At 33.5% G+C, this 16,748-nt stretch carries 17 protein-coding genes; 7 read left to right on the top strand and 10 right to left on the bottom strand.

Annotated elements, in window-relative coordinates:
- Positions 1-14: 14 nt before the first annotated feature.
- Complete coding sequence (locus TOL5_RS10730; RefSeq protein WP_100885222.1) at positions 15-1,583, bottom strand: ATP-binding cassette domain-containing protein; 1,569 nt, start codon at positions 1,581-1,583, stop codon at positions 15-17.
- Between the two features lie 331 nt (positions 1,584-1,914).
- Positions 1,915-3,120 (bottom strand): aromatic amino acid transaminase, encoded by a 1,206-nt coding sequence (locus TOL5_RS10725; protein ID WP_005028851.1) that lies wholly within the window; start codon positions 3,118-3,120, stop codon positions 1,915-1,917.
- A 337-nt stretch (positions 3,121-3,457) separates the two neighbouring features.
- Here TOL5_RS10725 and TOL5_RS10720 point away from each other — a divergent pair, with 337 nt between their 5' ends.
- Together TOL5_RS10720 and TOL5_RS10715 are read left to right on the top strand one after the other, a co-directional pair.
- Positions 3,458-4,228 (top strand): alpha/beta fold hydrolase, encoded by a 771-nt coding sequence (locus TOL5_RS10720; protein ID WP_151781490.1) that lies wholly within the window; start codon positions 3,458-3,460, stop codon positions 4,226-4,228.
- Between the two features lie 148 nt (positions 4,229-4,376).
- Entirely contained in the window at positions 4,377-5,327 is a 951-nt protein-coding gene (locus TOL5_RS10715; protein WP_151781489.1) for a DMT family transporter, read from the top strand.
- Between the two features lie 183 nt (positions 5,328-5,510).
- Here the strand turns inward: TOL5_RS10715 and TOL5_RS10710 are convergent, their stop codons facing one another.
- Positions 5,511-5,744, bottom strand: coding sequence for a DUF2171 domain-containing protein (locus TOL5_RS10710; RefSeq protein WP_004830796.1), 234 nt, complete (start codon positions 5,742-5,744; stop codon positions 5,511-5,513).
- A gap of 573 nt (positions 5,745-6,317) precedes the next feature.
- Positions 6,318-7,931, bottom strand: coding sequence for a hypothetical protein (locus tag TOL5_RS10705; protein ID WP_221260710.1), 1,614 nt, complete (start codon positions 7,929-7,931; stop codon positions 6,318-6,320).
- Positions 7,932-8,320: 389 nt separating this feature from the next.
- Here TOL5_RS10705 and TOL5_RS10700 point away from each other — a divergent pair, with 389 nt between their 5' ends.
- Entirely contained in the window at positions 8,321-9,484 is a 1,164-nt protein-coding gene (locus TOL5_RS10700) for an MFS transporter (RefSeq protein ID WP_221260709.1), read from the top strand.
- A gap of 42 nt (positions 9,485-9,526) precedes the next feature.
- Here TOL5_RS10700 and TOL5_RS10695 read toward each other — a convergent pair whose 3' ends face one another.
- Both TOL5_RS10695 and TOL5_RS10690 read right to left on the bottom strand, forming a co-directional pair.
- Positions 9,527-10,222 carry an LrgB family protein gene (locus TOL5_RS10695; protein WP_004830793.1) on the bottom strand — a complete coding sequence of 232 codons (696 nt, stop codon included), beginning with the start codon at positions 10,220-10,222 and terminating at the stop codon, positions 9,527-9,529.
- Positions 10,222-10,662, bottom strand: coding sequence for a CidA/LrgA family protein (locus TOL5_RS10690; protein ID WP_004830792.1), 441 nt, complete (start codon positions 10,660-10,662; stop codon positions 10,222-10,224). Before TOL5_RS10690 ends, TOL5_RS10695 begins: the two co-directional genes overlap by 1 nt.
- 99 nt (positions 10,663-10,761) lie before the next feature.
- On the opposite strand from TOL5_RS10690, the gene TOL5_RS10685 reads away from it, so the two are divergent.
- The 3 genes from TOL5_RS10685 (at position 10,762) to TOL5_RS10675 (ending at position 12,508) form a co-directional block, all read left to right on the top strand.
- The gene (locus TOL5_RS10685) at positions 10,762-11,661 is read left to right on the top strand and encodes a LysR family transcriptional regulator (RefSeq protein ID WP_199995631.1); all 900 of its coding nucleotides are present in this window, start codon (positions 10,762-10,764) and stop codon (positions 11,659-11,661) included.
- 70 nt (positions 11,662-11,731) lie between these two features.
- Positions 11,732-11,920 (top strand): hypothetical protein, encoded by a 189-nt coding sequence (locus TOL5_RS10680; protein ID WP_046760753.1) that lies wholly within the window; start codon positions 11,732-11,734, stop codon positions 11,918-11,920.
- A 387-nt stretch (positions 11,921-12,307) separates the two neighbouring features.
- Complete coding sequence (locus tag TOL5_RS10675; RefSeq protein WP_151781674.1) at positions 12,308-12,508, top strand: hypothetical protein; 201 nt, start codon at positions 12,308-12,310, stop codon at positions 12,506-12,508.
- Positions 12,509-12,546: 38 nt separating this feature from the next.
- Here TOL5_RS10675 and TOL5_RS10670 read toward each other — a convergent pair whose 3' ends face one another.
- Entirely contained in the window at positions 12,547-13,290 is a 744-nt protein-coding gene (locus TOL5_RS10670) for a hypothetical protein (RefSeq protein ID WP_221260708.1), read from the bottom strand.
- Positions 13,291-13,459: 169 nt separating this feature from the next.
- Here TOL5_RS10670 and TOL5_RS10665 point away from each other — a divergent pair.
- A protein-coding gene (locus TOL5_RS10665) for an IS3 family transposase (RefSeq protein ID WP_085944219.1) occupies positions 13,460-14,604 on the top strand; the annotation gives its coding sequence in 2 pieces (ribosomal slippage) (positions 13,460-13,724 and positions 13,724-14,604; 1,146 coding nt in all).
- 285 nt (positions 14,605-14,889) lie between these two features.
- Here TOL5_RS10665 and TOL5_RS10660 read toward each other — a convergent pair.
- The 3 genes from TOL5_RS10660 to TOL5_RS10650 all read right to left on the bottom strand — a co-directional run bounded on the left by TOL5_RS10660 (position 14,890) and on the right by TOL5_RS10650 (position 16,466).
- A complete protein-coding gene (locus TOL5_RS10660; protein ID WP_004830777.1) occupies positions 14,890-15,114 on the bottom strand; it encodes a hypothetical protein in 225 nt (74 codons plus the stop codon).
- A gap of 117 nt (positions 15,115-15,231) precedes the next feature.
- Positions 15,232-15,684, bottom strand: coding sequence for a hypothetical protein (locus tag TOL5_RS10655; protein WP_042086408.1), 453 nt, complete (start codon positions 15,682-15,684; stop codon positions 15,232-15,234).
- Positions 15,685-16,208: 524 nt separating this feature from the next.
- Positions 16,209-16,466, bottom strand: coding sequence for a hypothetical protein (locus TOL5_RS10650; protein WP_046760750.1), 258 nt, complete (start codon positions 16,464-16,466; stop codon positions 16,209-16,211).
- Between the last annotated feature and the right edge of the window lie 282 nt (positions 16,467-16,748).

Raw genomic sequence — 16,748 nt, 5'->3', positions numbered from 1 at the left:
TGCAGTATGCAGTACTACTGAAGTAGATATGCCTCATTTATTCCGCATTCTTCAACAAAGAATGCATCATGCGAAACTAAAATGACGGCACCTTTAAATTGCTCAATGGCTTGTGCAAGTAGCATTCTAGATTCAATGTCTAAGTGATTTTCAGGTTCATCCAATAAAAGTAAATCAACACCATTGGCTGCTTGACTGATGGCTAATAATGCGACTTTCAGCTTTTCCCCACCACTTAATTGCCCCAACTTGAACAAGGCTTTCTCGCGACGGATACGTAATTGTCCCAAAAGTTTTCGCCACTCAACTTCAGCAATTTGAGGGTTAAACATGGCTAAATTTTCAATCACCGTGAGATCATTATTTAACAGACTAAAGTTTTGATCCAGATATAGACAAGCACCATTAAAAAAGATTTCCTGAGTCTGATGATGAGCAATCATTTTTAACAACGTTGATTTTCCAATACCGTTGGCACCTTTAAGCTGAATTTTTTCACCAGCACGCAATGAAAATTTGATTTTTTGTGTCGATGCATAGGGCAATCTTAAATCATTGATTCTCAATATTTCACCTTGACGCGCGCTATGCAGTTGAAATTCAAACCTTTGCGGCTTAATTTTCTCTAGTTTGCTTTGTTTATCTTGTAAATCATGTTGTGAATCATCCATTTGACGAAGTTGTTGCGTGCGTAATTTTCCAAAACTTTGTCCAGCTTGCTCCTTTTTAAAGTCGAGTAGAATTTTAGCTTGAGAGTTTGAGTCTCTTAGCTGTGCTCCTTTACGTTGCCGTTTTTGGGCTTTCATTAAGCTTTCATGTTGTTGTTGCTTTAACTGTTTTAATTCACGTTTATCTTGTTGAATCGACTGAGTTAAAGCATTGATCTGTTGCTGATGTTGTAGAATGTAGTCTGTATAATTTCCACGGATGTGCTGCAATCCCAATTCGGTTAATGCATAAATATGTTGAACCTGATCAAGCAATTGACGGTCATGACTGATCAGACATACACCAGCAGGGTGAGCCAAAATAGACTCCATAAGCCATTGTCTAGATTGAATATCTAAATGATTACTCGGTTCATCTAACAGCAAATAATGATCTTGCTTTAAGAATAAACGACACAAAGCTAATTTGGTTTTTTGTCCTTCACTCAGTTGTTGTATTGGATAATTTAAATCCATCGGTAACTGTGCGTTATGTAAAATCTGTTGCCATTTTTGTGGCAGATCCCAAGCATTCTCAACCAAGTCATAATCTTCAAAATTGGCAGTATTTTCCTCAATCCGTTGAAATGCACGATGTAAGTGTTCAACCTCCAATCCTTGAGCAATGGTTTGTGCTTCTAAGCGTTGCAATTGTGCTAAATAGTCATGCTGGATATGCCACGTTATTTGACCGCTATACGCGAGATTTGAATATTGTTGCAAATGCAAAATCTGAAAAAGTAATGATTTACCTAAACCATTTCGTCCAATCAAAGCTGAACTTTGCCCTGAATAAAGCACCAAATTCAATTGATTAAACATATCTTGAGTGGGGAATGCCAAACTCAAATTAGAAATAATACATGCCTGTTGCATGGGAGAACCCTCATATAGAGGATGCACAAAATAGGATGAAATAAAGCTATAAATAACAGGATTATTCTATTTATCGTTAGTGTGGTATCAGAACCAAAAGATAAGTTTTGCCTTGAGTAAAATCTATTTTGCACATCAAAAGTTAAAAATAATGATGAGAAAATGACTTACTTCATTGGCGTTACTCTTTAAAAGATGAGATGAGAATATCTATTTTATAAAATTCAAACCAGATGTCAATCCATGTTTATGGATGATATTGGATAACTTAAAAAATCCCTAGCTTTTAACAACCAGGGATTTTTTTAGATTCAAACCACTCTTTATTAAATCAAGAGGTTGCTTTAATGACTTCTGCAACAGAGCTTGCCACATAGTCAATATTTTTCAAGTTTAAACCAGCAGCGCACATACGACCGCTACGAACCAAGTAAATGGCATATTGATCTTTCAAAATATCCACTTGTTCAGCAGTTAAACCTGTATAACTAAACATACCTTGTTGGGCAGTCAGATAATCAAAGTTGCGATCAGGCAGAGCAGTAGATAATTTTGCTTTTAACAGTTCGCGCATTTGAATAATACGTTCACGCATTTCTTTTAGTTCTGCATGCCATTGTTCAGTCAGCGTTGCGTCGTTCAATACATTATCGACCACTAACGCACCAGTTGTAGGTGGGCTTGAGTAAATACGACGTACAGTTGCTTTTAACTGACCTAAAACTTTTTGTGCTGTTGCTTGATCATCACATATGAATGTCAAACCACCAACACGCTCACCGTACAGTGAGAAAATTTTAGAGAATGAATTGCTGACAATAAAATTTAAACCAGATTGATCTAAAGCACGAATAGCATAAGCATCTTCTTCTAAGCCTTGCCCAAAACCTTGATAAGCAATATCAAGGAAGGGGATTAGATCACGTGCTTTTAAGACTTCAATAACACGATCCCATTCAGCAGGTGTTAAATCTGCTCCAGTTGGGTTATGGCAACATGGATGCAGTAGAACGATACCTTTGGCTGGAATTTGTTTTAAATCTTCCAACATGCCCTCAATATCAACACCATTGCTTGCAGCATCAAAGTAGCGATAGAAATGCGAATTGATTCCTGCGCCATTGAAAATTGCAATATGGTTTTCCCAAGTCGGTTGGCTGACCCAAACATCAGATTCAGGGAAATATTTTTTGAGAAAATCAGCCCCCACTTTGAGCGCACCAGAACCGCCAAGTGTCTGAATAGTCACAGCACGACCATCTTTACGCGCTTGACTGTTTTCGCCTAACACTAATTTTTGGGTCGCTTCGTTATAAGACTTTGAACCATCCATTGGTAAATAAAGCTTTACCTTATCATTGCTTGGTTCAATATTCTTCAACGCTGCTTTTACAGCATTTAACTGAGGAACAATCGTGTCCTCATTATAATAAAGACCAATACTTAAATTTACTTTATGTGTCCGTTCATCCTTACCAAAGGCTTCCATTAAAGAAAGAATTGGATCACCTGCATAAGGATCTACATGTTGAAACATGGTCTCAAGTCCTAAATCAAACGAAGATATTCGTGTTTGATAATATAGGTAATTCGAAGTCCGACTCAACAGCAGAATGAAGTTTATTTTTTATTATTTATTCAACTTTAGATGAAGTTCAGTCTTATTTGTCTATATTTACGACTGAATTTACGATTAAAGCAGAAGCTAAGAAGAAAATAAGTAATATATGGTGGTTAATGCTAGGCACAAAATATTTTAAAATATGGCTTGCCTTTAAGTCTCATTATTGTGACCTGAATGATAAAACTATTGTCCTAGATTTAGCTTCTTGTCATCATAGCGTGAAAGCAATTTTAATTTTGGAAGATTCTTAATGTTACTCAATTATCAATACGATCAAGCCCAATCTACATCGGAAAATCAACAAACACTTGTTTTGATCCATGGCTTATTTGGTAGTTTAAGTAATTTAGGGATTATTGCACGCGCATTTCAAGAAAAATTTAATATATTGCAACTCGATGTGCGTAACCACGGGCATTCTGAACACTCTGTTGAAATGAATTATACGCTCATGGCATCTGATGTTTTGGAAACACTGGACCATCTCAAGATTGAAACTTTTGTTGTTGTTGGGCACTCCATGGGCGGTAAAATTGCAATGAAACTGGCGGATCTTGCACAGGATCGTATGTTGAAGATGGTGGTGCTAGATATGACGCCTTATGCATATCAAGAAAATCACCATGATCAAATTTTTAAAGCTTTATTTGCTGTTGAAAATGCGCAATTGGAGTCTCGAAAAGAAGCCACTGAGCTTATGCGCCAATATTTAAAAGAAGAAATGGTCATTCAATTTTTATTGAAATCTTTTAATAAAGGGAAGTGGCTATTCAATGTACACGCATTATTTAACCATTATGCTTATATTTTGGACTGGCAAAATCAGTCGGTAAATACAGTTCCAGCATTATTTATCAAAGGTGGGAATTCTCCCTATATTTCAAAACCAGAGCATTTTGATGCAATTGAATCACAATTTAGCCACAGCCAAGTTGAAATCATTCAACAGGTTGGTCACTGGTTGCATGCCGAAAAACCCGCTGAAGTAAATCAATTGATTTCTACCTTTATAGAGAAATAATCAGATAAAATTTCGAATTTCCGCAGCACTTCATAAATCAATATTTTTGAATTATTGTGCTTATTGCTATGAGTAAATGCTCATTATGTCATGATGTATTATTAGTTCTAATATTTAAAAAATACATATTTTGAACTGAACATTGCACATGAACACAAAAAGAATCGTCTGGGCGGATTTTACAATTTATTTGAAACTGACCTGTGTAGCGATGCTATGGGGTGGAACTTTTATTGCAGGGCGTGTGATTGCCTTTGAAATGCCTGCCCAAATCGCAGCGTTGATGCGTTTTATCGTTGCCTCTATTTTACTGATGATAATTTTGATAAAAGTCGAAGGGTCATTTAAAACAATAAACTTTAAACAGCATTTACTTACTGCATGTATGGGACTCACTGGGGTATTTGCCTATAATATTTTTTTCTTTGGTGCGTTATCACATATGCAAGCAGGGCGAACAGCTTTATTTGTTAGTCTCTCACCGATATTGACCATAATTGCAGCACGAATTTTTTTTAAAGAAGAACTCTCGAAATTTAACTATTTTGGCGTGGTTCTCGCATTTTTTGGAACTTTACTGGTTGTGACCAAAGGTCATCTTTTTTCTCAGTTAAACACTTCTTTTGGAACGGGTGAATTAATGATGAGTTGTGCTGTACTCAGTTGGGTTGCATATACATTGCTTTGTAAAAAAATTGCGGGTTTATCACCACTGATCATTACAACCTATTCAACACTTTGGGGGCTATTTTTCTTATCTATGAGCTTTATACCGTATCTTCGACAATGGCAAAGTTTTACGTTCCATGCCAGTATTTATTTGAGTGTCCTTTATTTAGGCGCTTTAGGTACAGTGTTGGCATTTGTATGGTATGCACAAGGCATTGCAAAAATAGGTACATCCAGAACAATTATTTTTAACAATTTAGTGCCTTTATTTGCAGTACTACTGGCATTTTTACTTCTTAATGAACCAATAACAGTAGTAATGTTGGTCGGCGGCGCAATGAGTTTTATTGGTGTTTTAATGACCAATAAAAAAACCTTTAAATTGGCACGACACAGGCTATTCGACGGACAAATCAGCGAATCGAAATAGAATAGGATTTAATTGATATTTTCCAAATCAAAAGATATCGAATCATTGTCGGAAAAGAAGTTTTAAAAATGATTTGGTTTCTTCAATAGAACAGCCCTCAAAAGAGGGCTGTTCTATAATCATTAGATTCAGTTTAAATTAAAATAAAACGGGTATAGATTTTTTACTAAACCTCTATCTTTACTAAACCTCTATCCAAGTATCTTTTACTTCTTGAGAGTCTTTGGTCAGAATAACTTTTTGATCTTGGATTTGTCCCACCCATGAGGTTGGGATCAGATGATGGTGTCCATCTCCATGTTTGGTCAGCTTAATTTGATCTGTACCTACCAGATGATCTACCTCACCAACTTTAGTTCCGCACGCAGCGATAACATCAGCATGATTTTTAATACTCTCAACATTGATAGAAGTCATTTGATTCTTTCCTATTGAAATGTGATTTGAGTATTCACCATAGCCTAAAGATCCCAGAGAGTCTTGGAATGAAAAGGAAACAATACAAGACCATCTAAACATTTACTTAAGCCTTTAAGATTGCTACATGGTAATGTCTTGAAATAAAAAACATTGCTGTATTTAATTCTTGATAGTAAATTGTTTTTATTGACTATTTTTTTGATTTTTAACACTTCTATTGAAGTTTTGACAAAACTAAACTTCATTTTCATTGAATGATTAAAATGGGCTTCTGCTGTGAGTAAGAAAATAAATTGATAAAATAAAGTACTGATACACGAATAAAACGACAACAAACGAAAAAACGACAGGCTAAGCAGGGGGCTAATTTTTTAATCTTCATAACTAAATCAATTAGATACGAGTTTAAATGTCATCACATGAACTTATAAACTTCACTTAAAAGGTTGAACATTTGGATGATACTGGTAGATAATCAATAAAATGACTAAACTACCAGTCATAAAATAATAAACTTATCAATTCTATTGAGTATTCAATAGTTTGTACTAAATGGATTTTTTAACTCTATTAAGACGATTTTTTAAATAGTTTGGAAGGTGTGAATAGATGTTTCTTAATTTGATCTGCTTGAATTTTTCTAAAAATTGTTTGATAAGTATTAAATCTTGAAACACGTTTATCATCTGTATTTGAATAATCCATAACATTGTCTGTAAAACCTTGATGAAATCTCATTTCATTATCGTGAAATGTATGTAATAAGCCTAAGGTATGACTTAATTCATGTGCTATCACATCCATGTAGGGTGGGGCATCGGCAAATATAACGACAGATTTCCCCCATTCTGCATCTTTATTTTTATATACAGGATATAAGTCTGGTTCTCGTTTAAAAAGTCGAGTATCAGCCTCAAAACTCGCAGAACCTTCAATGACTGATCCTAGTTTAACTATTCTCATAACATTTTTCTTTAGAACAGGATCATAAACCATCTGATAAATAGGCTCATATCTCATTGCGATCGGTGCAAAAAAGACATATCTATGAGATTCATACAATGAATCTATGGGGAATAATTTAAAGTTTTTTCTCTCATATAACTTCAATAATTCTGCTTTAAATTTCTCACTATTATCCTCAACTAAATAAGTGACTTCTCCCTCTGCTGTATCTGTTTTATGATATTCATTCACTGGAACGTATAGCTGGTTTGGATCTCCAATTTTAGTTTCATCTTCAATTTTGATTTTATCTGACCACCATTTTTGTACAAATGCTTGAACTTCTGAATCATTTTTAGCAAGGAGATCTAAATCAAATACTTCTTTTCTATCCACATCTGAGATCATTAAACACTGGTTAAATATTCTATTTTTTAATTCCCACTCATAATTTTTCGGCTTTTCTAAAATTTTTCCATTTACTTTGACATCGACCATAACTAATTTAATCACATAGACTTTTTTATTCTTAGCGACTAAAAGCATACCCACATTTTGTATTTTTCCAGACTTTTTTGCTTGTACCAGAATATATTCATTTTGGCTCAATGTGTCTCCTGAACAAATAATATTAATGGCTTTTTTCTTTTTATAAGAAAAACGTCTTTGTGTTGCTAACTGTTCTGCAATTCGACCAGAGTTGATAAAATTTGCCAGTGGTTCTTCAACCATTTGAGCTTGTTGATTTCTTCCAAAGGTTGAAATTTTTAGACATGGATTTGAAGATTTAAAAATTAGGATAGTGCCATCATCGGTTAAAGGACTTTTATCATCATCTGGACTTTGATGAATCTCTAAATCAAGATTGGCGCCTTGACTATTGATTTGATCGCTGCCTAATGTTCCAGGACAGTTTGTTGCAAAAATGGATAGCCAAGCGGGTAGATAAAGACCTTTATTAATAAATACGCCCCTACCACCATCAAATTGATGGTTAAGCATACGTCGCACAACATTATCATAATCTTTAATTACGGTATCTTTTTTATTTTCATCAGTATCGATAATTGTTAATGGATATATGTATTCATCACGAACCCAATCAAAACCAAATTCACCATTATAATCTGCTGCAACAGGCTCCCCAATTTTATAAGGACGTCTAAAGTGTACAAAGAAATTTCTTAAGCACGTTTGGCATACACTACCTTTTTCTGGGCTTGATTCGATGCGCATCATTTTTATTATGACTCCGATGATGTAAGGCTTTTTATATTCATGTTAAACAAGATAGTAATTTAAAAAAAATTAAGTGAATAAGGTGTAAAAATTGTTTGTCATTTTGTTTTTAAGACAAACTTTAATGACCGCATTGATTCATATTTTATTCTGATATTCTCAATGGCATGGGCATTTGCTATTCTTCCAGTTTTTTATTCTATTATGGATGTTCTCATACATACATTGAACTTTAAGCTAGGTGATAAAAGGTGAGAGAATGTTCATTAAACATCTGACTTAGGAGAATCGGCGGTTGAGAATAACGATCTACAAAAAGAATCGAATAAACTTAATTTGCCAAAACCTTATCATGCTAAGATATTGAAAATACATAGTAATCTAAGCTTATGCGCGCTTTTCCTATCCAATACAGACTGAGTGGATTCTACTTTTGGTATTATTCAATCGTCGGGACTTTTTTACCGTATTGGAGTTTATATCTTCAAGATCAAGGGTTTAACTATAAAGAGATAGGCTTACTATCTTCCATTGCGATATTAACACGAATATTTGCGCCTTTTATCTGGGGATTTATTGCAGATAAAACAGGGAAGCGAATGCTTCTAGTCCGCATTGCAACATGGATGGAAGCGACAATTTGGTTTCTGATTTTTATTATTCCCAATAATATGCAATCAATTGCGTTGCTTATACTGATCTTTAGCTTTTTTCAAAATGCAATTCTGGCACAATTCGAAGGAGTGACTTTATTTTGGCTTGGAAATAAACATACAGCAGAATATGGGAAAATAAGAAAGTGGGGGTCTATTGGATTTATTGTAGGTGTATTTAGTATAGGGGCAATACTTGACGTTATTGATGTTAAATATTTACCTATCATGCTGTTATGTATCGCATTTAGTGCTTTTATTTGGTCATTTTCAATTAAAGAACCGAGTTCTGCTCCAAGTGCCCAAAAAATACTAGAACCTTTATTGCCGATCATTAAAAGACCTGTTGTGCTCGCATTCTTTACAATTGAATTTATTATGCTTTTTGCACAAGCACCATTTTACAGCTTCTATAGTAATTACTTAAAACTCGCTGGATTTAATACCACACAAATTGGCTTTTTGTGGGCTGTTGGCGTCATTGCTGAAATTATGATGTTTAATTACGCCAATTTTTTTCTTAGTCGCTTTTCATGGCGAAGTTTAGTGGCTTTATGTTTGGTCATGACCAGTATTCGTTTTATATTAGCTGGTCTATTTTCCGAAAGTTTCTTGCTTCAATTCATTTCGCAGAGCTTTCATGCTTTCAGCTTTGGGCTATTTCATATCATTGCAATGCGAGTCATTCTACAAAACTTTGCTGCACAGCAACAAGGCAGAGGGCAAGCTTTATATAGCACAATGTGGGGACTTGGTGTTGCTTCAGGAAGTATTCTGGCTGGGCATTATTGGGAACAATTAACAGGAGCATATATTTTTATTATTGCAGGGCTGTCAGCCTTGTTTGGAATATTGTTGATTCAATTCTTACCTAAAACTTTGCAAGCGGCATCAAAGTGAATGAATCTCTTTTATAATAAAGAGAAACATTCACTTAAACTGTTAGCCAAGTAAATGCACAATGATGTGAGCCATAAAAGGTCCAACCAATACCATAAAAATACCTGCTAAAACCATAGTTAAACTTGCGATAACACCTTCATCTTTGTGACGCATATATGCTTTACTGGCACCAAATCCATGCGCTGCATTGCCTAAAGAAGCGCCTTGAGCGAAACTTGATTTAAGCTTTAAGCAACCTAAAACCAAATCTCCAATCAGCATACCTGTAACCCCAGTGATCATGGTAAATAAAATCACCAGTTCAACTGAACCTCCGATATGAGTACTCAGTTCCATGGCAAATGGTGTGGAAATTGACCGCGCCATTAAACTATAGGTGGTCGTTTGATCGAAGTTAAATAACTTGGCTAGATAAAAAGCACTGATCATTCCTGCAAGCATGCCTATGACAACACCCATCGAAATCGAAATGAGATGTGCCTTGATAATCTGGCGATATTCAAAAATTGGAATCGCAAAAGCCACCGTTGCAGGTCCAAGCATCCAGATAATCCATTGACTATCCAGCATATAGGCATCATAAGAAATATGAGTAGTCAGTAAAATTGCAATTAAAACAGTAGGAGCAAGAATTGCGGGTGATAAAACAAGATATGGAAACTTTTGATAAAGCCTTTTAACCAATATATAAGCAACCAATGTTAGTACAACACAAAAAATTGAAATAATGGACATTATTTATCTCCATGAACCAGTTGTGTTGTTTTAACTGTGGCTCGCTGACTGAGTTTTTTCTCTAACTTAAAGCCAAGATGAACACTATATGCAGTGAAGATCATCACGCAAATTGTGCCTAATACAACGACGACAATAAGTTGCCATCCTTCAGTCATAAACAAGTCTTTGTATCGCATCAAACCGATAAAACATGGGATAAAAAATAGGACCAATTCACCTAATATAAAATCTGAACCTGATTTGATCCAATTCAATTTAAATATACCTGTCATTAATCCAAATAAAACCATAAACAAACCAATAACAGCCGCAGAGATTGGCAAATTAAATTGTTTTTGAATTATTGAACCCATCCACCAAATCAAGATTAAAAGCCCAATTTGTAAGATGACTTTGTAAATTGATGAGAATGAATGGTGTTGAGTATGTGTAGACATTTACAGGCAGATATTTTCAAGAGATGTGTTATTTTAGTTGCAAATATTGCAGCATATTATGAATAATTAAACCATAATTATGCGTATTTGGAATAATTAATGGATATCAAAAACCTTAAAATTTTTGTGGAAATCGTTCATTGTGAAAGCTTTACGCTTGCTGCTGACCGACTGTTTATGACTCAACCAACAATTAGTAAATCAATCAAACATTTAGAAGAAGAACTTGGAACGGCATTATTTAAAAAGGGAGAGGCTGGAAGAAAAAGGGAAGTCGTACTCACCTATATTGGAGAATTAATCTATCAACATGCTTTAAATATTTTAAATGAACAAAAAATGATCTTTAATAATATTGATCAGGTTCAAGATTTAAAAAAAGGTAAATTAACCATAGGCTTGCCACCATTAGGTTCAGTTTTACTCAGTCCATTGATTGCCTTGTTTCATCAAAATTATCCAGATATTCAACTGAAATTTCTTGAGGTTGGAGCTAATGCAATTGAAGAAGCAATTGCAGCAAAAAGCATTGATGTAGGCATTTTATTGGGAAATTTAAGACCAAGTTTTGCTGCAATTCCTGTGATAGATTCGCCAATGTGTCTTTTGGCTAAGAAAAATTCACATTGGAATCAAAAAATTACTGTGAATCTAAATGAACTTAAAGAAGAAAAATTTTTACTTTATGCTGATTCATTTACTTTAAACAAAATGATTATTCAGGCTGCGAACTCCGTAGGTTTTGAACCCAAAGTTGTTTGTAAAAGCAGTCAATGGGACTTTATTACCAAAATGGTAGAATTCAATATGGGGATTGCAATTTTACCTAAAATTTACTGTGACCAGTTAGATCCGCAAAAGTTTTGCTCAGCCATACTCAATGAACCTAAATTACATTGGACACTGAGTATGGCTTGGAATATTACAGTAGCGATGAGTCCTGCAACCAAAGCATGGTTGAATATCGTTGAAATGAACCGGGAGAAAATTCATTTTTAATGGGGCATATTTTACGTTAGGTTATACGACGTATTGATTTTCAATGGTTCAAACAAATTTTAGGTGTGGTATGCAATTTACATTAAAAGAATTAAATCAAATTTATTTATTTTTACTTAATCGTCCTGAAGATTCGGCTGTTAAGTTGATGAAGAAGATCGAGTCCAAATATAAGTTTTGTTGGATGTGTAAGGAGTTGGTGTTGCCAGAAAAATTTGAAGCTCATGAACAAGCACATTTAAAGCGTTTTAGTAAATAAATAAGAACCATGTATATCAAATCTTTAATACATGTAATTTCGCATAATGTATATTATGTTAAATAAGATATCCAAGACAGCACCCTACATATTGTTGTAGTACCGCAACCAATCGTTGGTGCTGCACTGGATTGCTCGGTAATAAATTACCTCACCGTCAAGTGTACTTTAAGTAACATAATATAAGTTATGCAGAAATCAGAACGCTACTCGATTTGCGTACCGACAAGTCTACGCAAATCTGTGTGGCTATGACCACCTGTTAAAGCTATAGCTTCTACGTGATGGTAAACTGATGTGTTGTTCTAGTTTTTGAATCAGCAATTTAACATCATTAATCTGTTCATTTGTGACCTGCTCATCCTGTTGAATGAAAGAACGACAGTTATGGCTGACCAATCTAATCAGAAAATAGATTTTGAGAAGATCACAACAAAGCAACCTACTGATCTTAATGAAAAATGTTTAAATAATGATTATAAAGGAAATGACTGCCAACAATTAAACCAGTACCAAAAAGAGCAAAGAGAGAAAGGTCAAAAGCTGCTGAACAATTACTTAAGCATTCACATTAAGTCCCAAATTTAAGACTAGAATCCACCATTAGATAACGTGGACTCTTTTGATTACAGCTTTTTTGATAGATTAATTAATTGCTTTACTTCTTTATTCTTCAACAAGTTATATTTTTTTAAATACTTTAAATAATTATTTAAAAGACTTGATTTTTTGGGACCAGATAAAATTTCCTTAAGGTTTTTTTGATCAGTTTTTTGAAAATCGTAACCATAATTATTTAAAAAAAGAATGATTGTCAAATGTAAAAAATGAATTCTATCCCAACGTACTCTATTTTCTGTTGGAGTTATCCCATCAAAATAAATATATAGTTTTTCTAGGCTAATTTTTAGATTGGGGAGATCCTCAATATATTTTTCAAAAGATTTAGGGGTACCGTTATCTAAAATAAAATCAGGAAATGATTCAAAAATATTTCTAAAAAAATGATCATCTTCACTATTTTGATCAGCACTGGGACCAATAATATAGTCCAAATCACACATTATATTTGGGAATATTTTTAAAAAAGTTATGAACTCTAAGTCTTCTTTGGAAGCAATAGTTGTATCTAAATAAAATATTTCTTTTTGCGCTTTTTTGATCCAGAAATAAAGACAAAGAAAACGATAAATTGTTGAATGGAAATAGTACTTCTCTTTATCTTTATAATTTCTATCAAGTTTTAGCCAACTATGACTATAATGTTCTCTTAGATTTAAAAAACGGTGATTCACATCCTCACACGTATTTAATAAGTGTGTTTTATATTTTGATATCTCTGCTTTAATTTTTTTTCGCTCTTCAAACACATGTTGTGCATTTATTTTTAAATTCTGCCCATAATTTTCTATATAAACTTTTAATAATGAACAAAAAAGACAGAATTAATAAAATTATAACAGAGAGGTGGATCAGGAAATTTGAACAACACTTATAAGTGATATTTTGCTCCCCAAATGATGTTATAAACATCAATATATGGAGTATTTTATGGCACGTAGACCAAGAAGAAATCATTCAAATGATTTTAAAGCTAAGGTAGCACTTGCTGCGATTAAAGCAGAAAAAACACTTGCTGAATTGAGTGCTGAATTTGATGTTCATCAAAACCAAATTATCGACTGGAAAAATCAACTGATTTCAGCTTCCTCGCAAGCTTTCGATCAATCAAAAGCTCCAACAGAACCACCCATCGATCTAAAAAAACTACATGCAAAAATCGGTGAGCAGGCATTAGAAATTGATTTTTTAGAAGGTGTGTTGAAGAAACTGGGCCGCTTCAACCACAAAAGTTAATCGATGACTCACTTCAGATTTCAGTATCTAAGCAAGCTCAGCTGCTGAAAGTCTCCCGTGGTTGTTATTACTATCGCCCAAAACCTGTGAGTGCATCAGATCTGAAGCTGATGCGGTGTATGGATGAGTTACATATGCAATACCCTTTTGCAGGTAGCCGTATGATGCGTGATTTGTTGAATCGTCAAGGACATCATATAGGACGACGTCATACACGTACTTTAATGAAGAAAATGGGCATTAATGCGTTATATTGCAAACCAAATTTAAGCCAGGCTAATCAAGCTCACCGCAAATATCCATATCTGCTCAAAGGATTGGCTATTCAGCGCAGTAATCAAGTGTGGTCTACGGATATAACGTATATCCCTATGGCAAAAGGCTTTGTTTATTTATGTGCTGTGATTGATTGGCATAGCCGCAAGGTACTTGCGCATAGAGTATCGATTAGTATGGAGGTTACATTTTGCATAGAAACATTAAATGAAGCTATTGAAAAATATGGTCGACCTGAAATATTTAATACAGACCAAGGCAGTCAGTTTACCAGTGATGCATTTATTGATGTATTGAAATCAAATGACATCCAAATCAGCATGGATGGTAAAGGTCGATGGGTTGATAATGTGATGGTTGAACGATTATGGCGGAGCGTTAAATATGAAGAGGTGTATCTCAAAGCCTACAGCAATGTTTTGGATGCGAAGAAGCAATTAAACGCATATTTTGAATTTTATAATTTGAAACGACCTCATTCGAGTCTGGACAAAATGACTCCAGATGAGTTTTACTATGACCAGCTACCACAACAAAATAAGGTAGCTTAACTAGAGCAGAGTATCACTTATAAATAAGCTTTTAGTTGTTCAAACATGTGGGACCACCTCTACAGAAACCTGAAAATTAGTTAGATCATAACTGTTCAGGATAATTTTTACTTGTTCAATCATAGTAAATATTAGTTCATTCTGAAGTCGCATAACTTCATTTTATGTTAAATAAGATATCCAACACTGTGGCACAATGCTGTTGTTTTTTAGGTAATCAACATAACATAGTCTAAGACTACATCCCATGCAACCTTGATGATTCAAAAAAAGAAATTCTTTTTACTAACATTTTTTATAAAGATAAGATTTGATCATTTCATTTGCTTGTATGTCTAATAATTCATCAGCCACCCAAAATACAAAAGACTGATCTTGGACAAACACTTTTTTCTTTATATATGTTGTCACCAAGTTAGATGAAGCATTCTTCACTTTAAAAGATTTTTTATAATTTACTTTTCCAAGCAGCTTACTGCCATTCCAAGGTCCACCGATACAAAAGTTCATAGTATTTTTTATCAATTATTCACGTAATAAAAGTAATGTATTTTGTTTAATTTTTAACTAATACTTTGGTCTAAGCATCCAATAAACCTCTGAAAAGAGGTTTATTTACTTCATATTTTAAGGAATAGAAAATTTTAGCGGCTGATCTTTTTGCTGTAAAGGTATATTATTTTGCTTTAAAATTTGCTGTTGGTAGTCTTGCTCTGAAATCACTCCCCTATTTCTTGCCTGTTGAATAGATTTTAATTGTTGCTCATAAGTATGTGCGTTCAAAGCCTGAGTATCATTGTTTTTAAGTAGATATTGAGATCTTTCAAATGGACTCATATTTGAAGTATTGGCGCGATTTTCATTTATTCGGAGTACATTTGCATCACGTTGATTGATCTGATCTTTTTCTTGCTGTCTTGAAAGCTCAAAAAAATCAACTTGGTTATCATTGTTATTTTCATGTTGCGTTTCATTTTGCAGAAACACATAAGACTGAGGCTTCTTAAAGATATCTTCAGCACTATACACTGAACATGCAATTATTGATGTTATTAAGGTAGTTAAGAGTTTGTTCATCATAAATGTAAAATTTCAAATAAAAAAAGCAATTTTTATATTTTATAATGGCATTATCATATTTTCAAAGCTTAAAAAAATTAACTTGAATAACAATTATTTGTCTAAATTTATCACAGATTTAGACTGCATAAAAACTCACACTGAGTGAGTTTTTATTTGTTGAATTTTCATTAATCATATAAAATTACCACAGATACTGATTAAAAATAATCTAAAGCTAACACCAAAAATAATAGAATAATGGATAAAATTAAATATGTATTGATGTTATGAAAGCTCTTAAGATAGTCTAACATTCGTTATCTCCCATAAGAATTTAATAAAATGCTACACGGGTGATCATTTTTTAAAAGTTCAGGAAAACAAAACTAGACAAAAAAATACTCAATGAAATTCACTAATCGACTGATGAAACATTCATATAGATGTGATTGATAACTATGCTAACTTACAGCACTTTATTTTTACTGAAAAAACAACAACTTGATCAAATGTTTATTCTAGAGTGCATTAACTAATCACCATTAAACGATAAATTTAAATTCAAATTTTCCTTGATAATCAATTTGATCCAAATAATCTTTAATTTCATGAGCGATATTTCTAAATACTTCTAAAACATCGCTGGGTGGATCTATTAGTACTTCAATCTTAAAATTTTCATCATCTTTTTTTGTATGGTGTATATAAGTACCATCACAACTCATTTTTAACGTCAGATAATTTTCAATTGTGTCAGTAAACTGTTGTGTGACTAACTCAATTTTTGAAAACTTGTGCATTTGTGTTCTTTCCTCAATCTTATTTCGCGATCTGATAAAGAATCTCGTCTAGAGTCCTTTTGGGTTATAAGATCGATCTGTTATAGAGACGATGGCGCTTAAGCTACGAGTCTCTATATCGTATTTTTTAGATATATTAATTTAAAATTAGCTAAATAATCAAATTAAAATTTTAAAAGAATTATATCAATTTGAGATTTTGTATGACTTAATCAGCATTTTGTTCGTTTTTTTTCTATTTAATTCTTATTTTTAATCTATATTGATGAAACCAAATTAACT

The sequence above is a fragment of the Acinetobacter sp. Tol 5 genome (assembly GCF_019702905.1).
GTDB classification, from domain to species: domain Bacteria; phylum Pseudomonadota; class Gammaproteobacteria; order Pseudomonadales; family Moraxellaceae; genus Acinetobacter; species Acinetobacter bereziniae.
The sequence above is the reverse complement of the archived record's forward strand: the minus strand, read 5'-3'. Positions and strand labels throughout refer to the sequence as shown.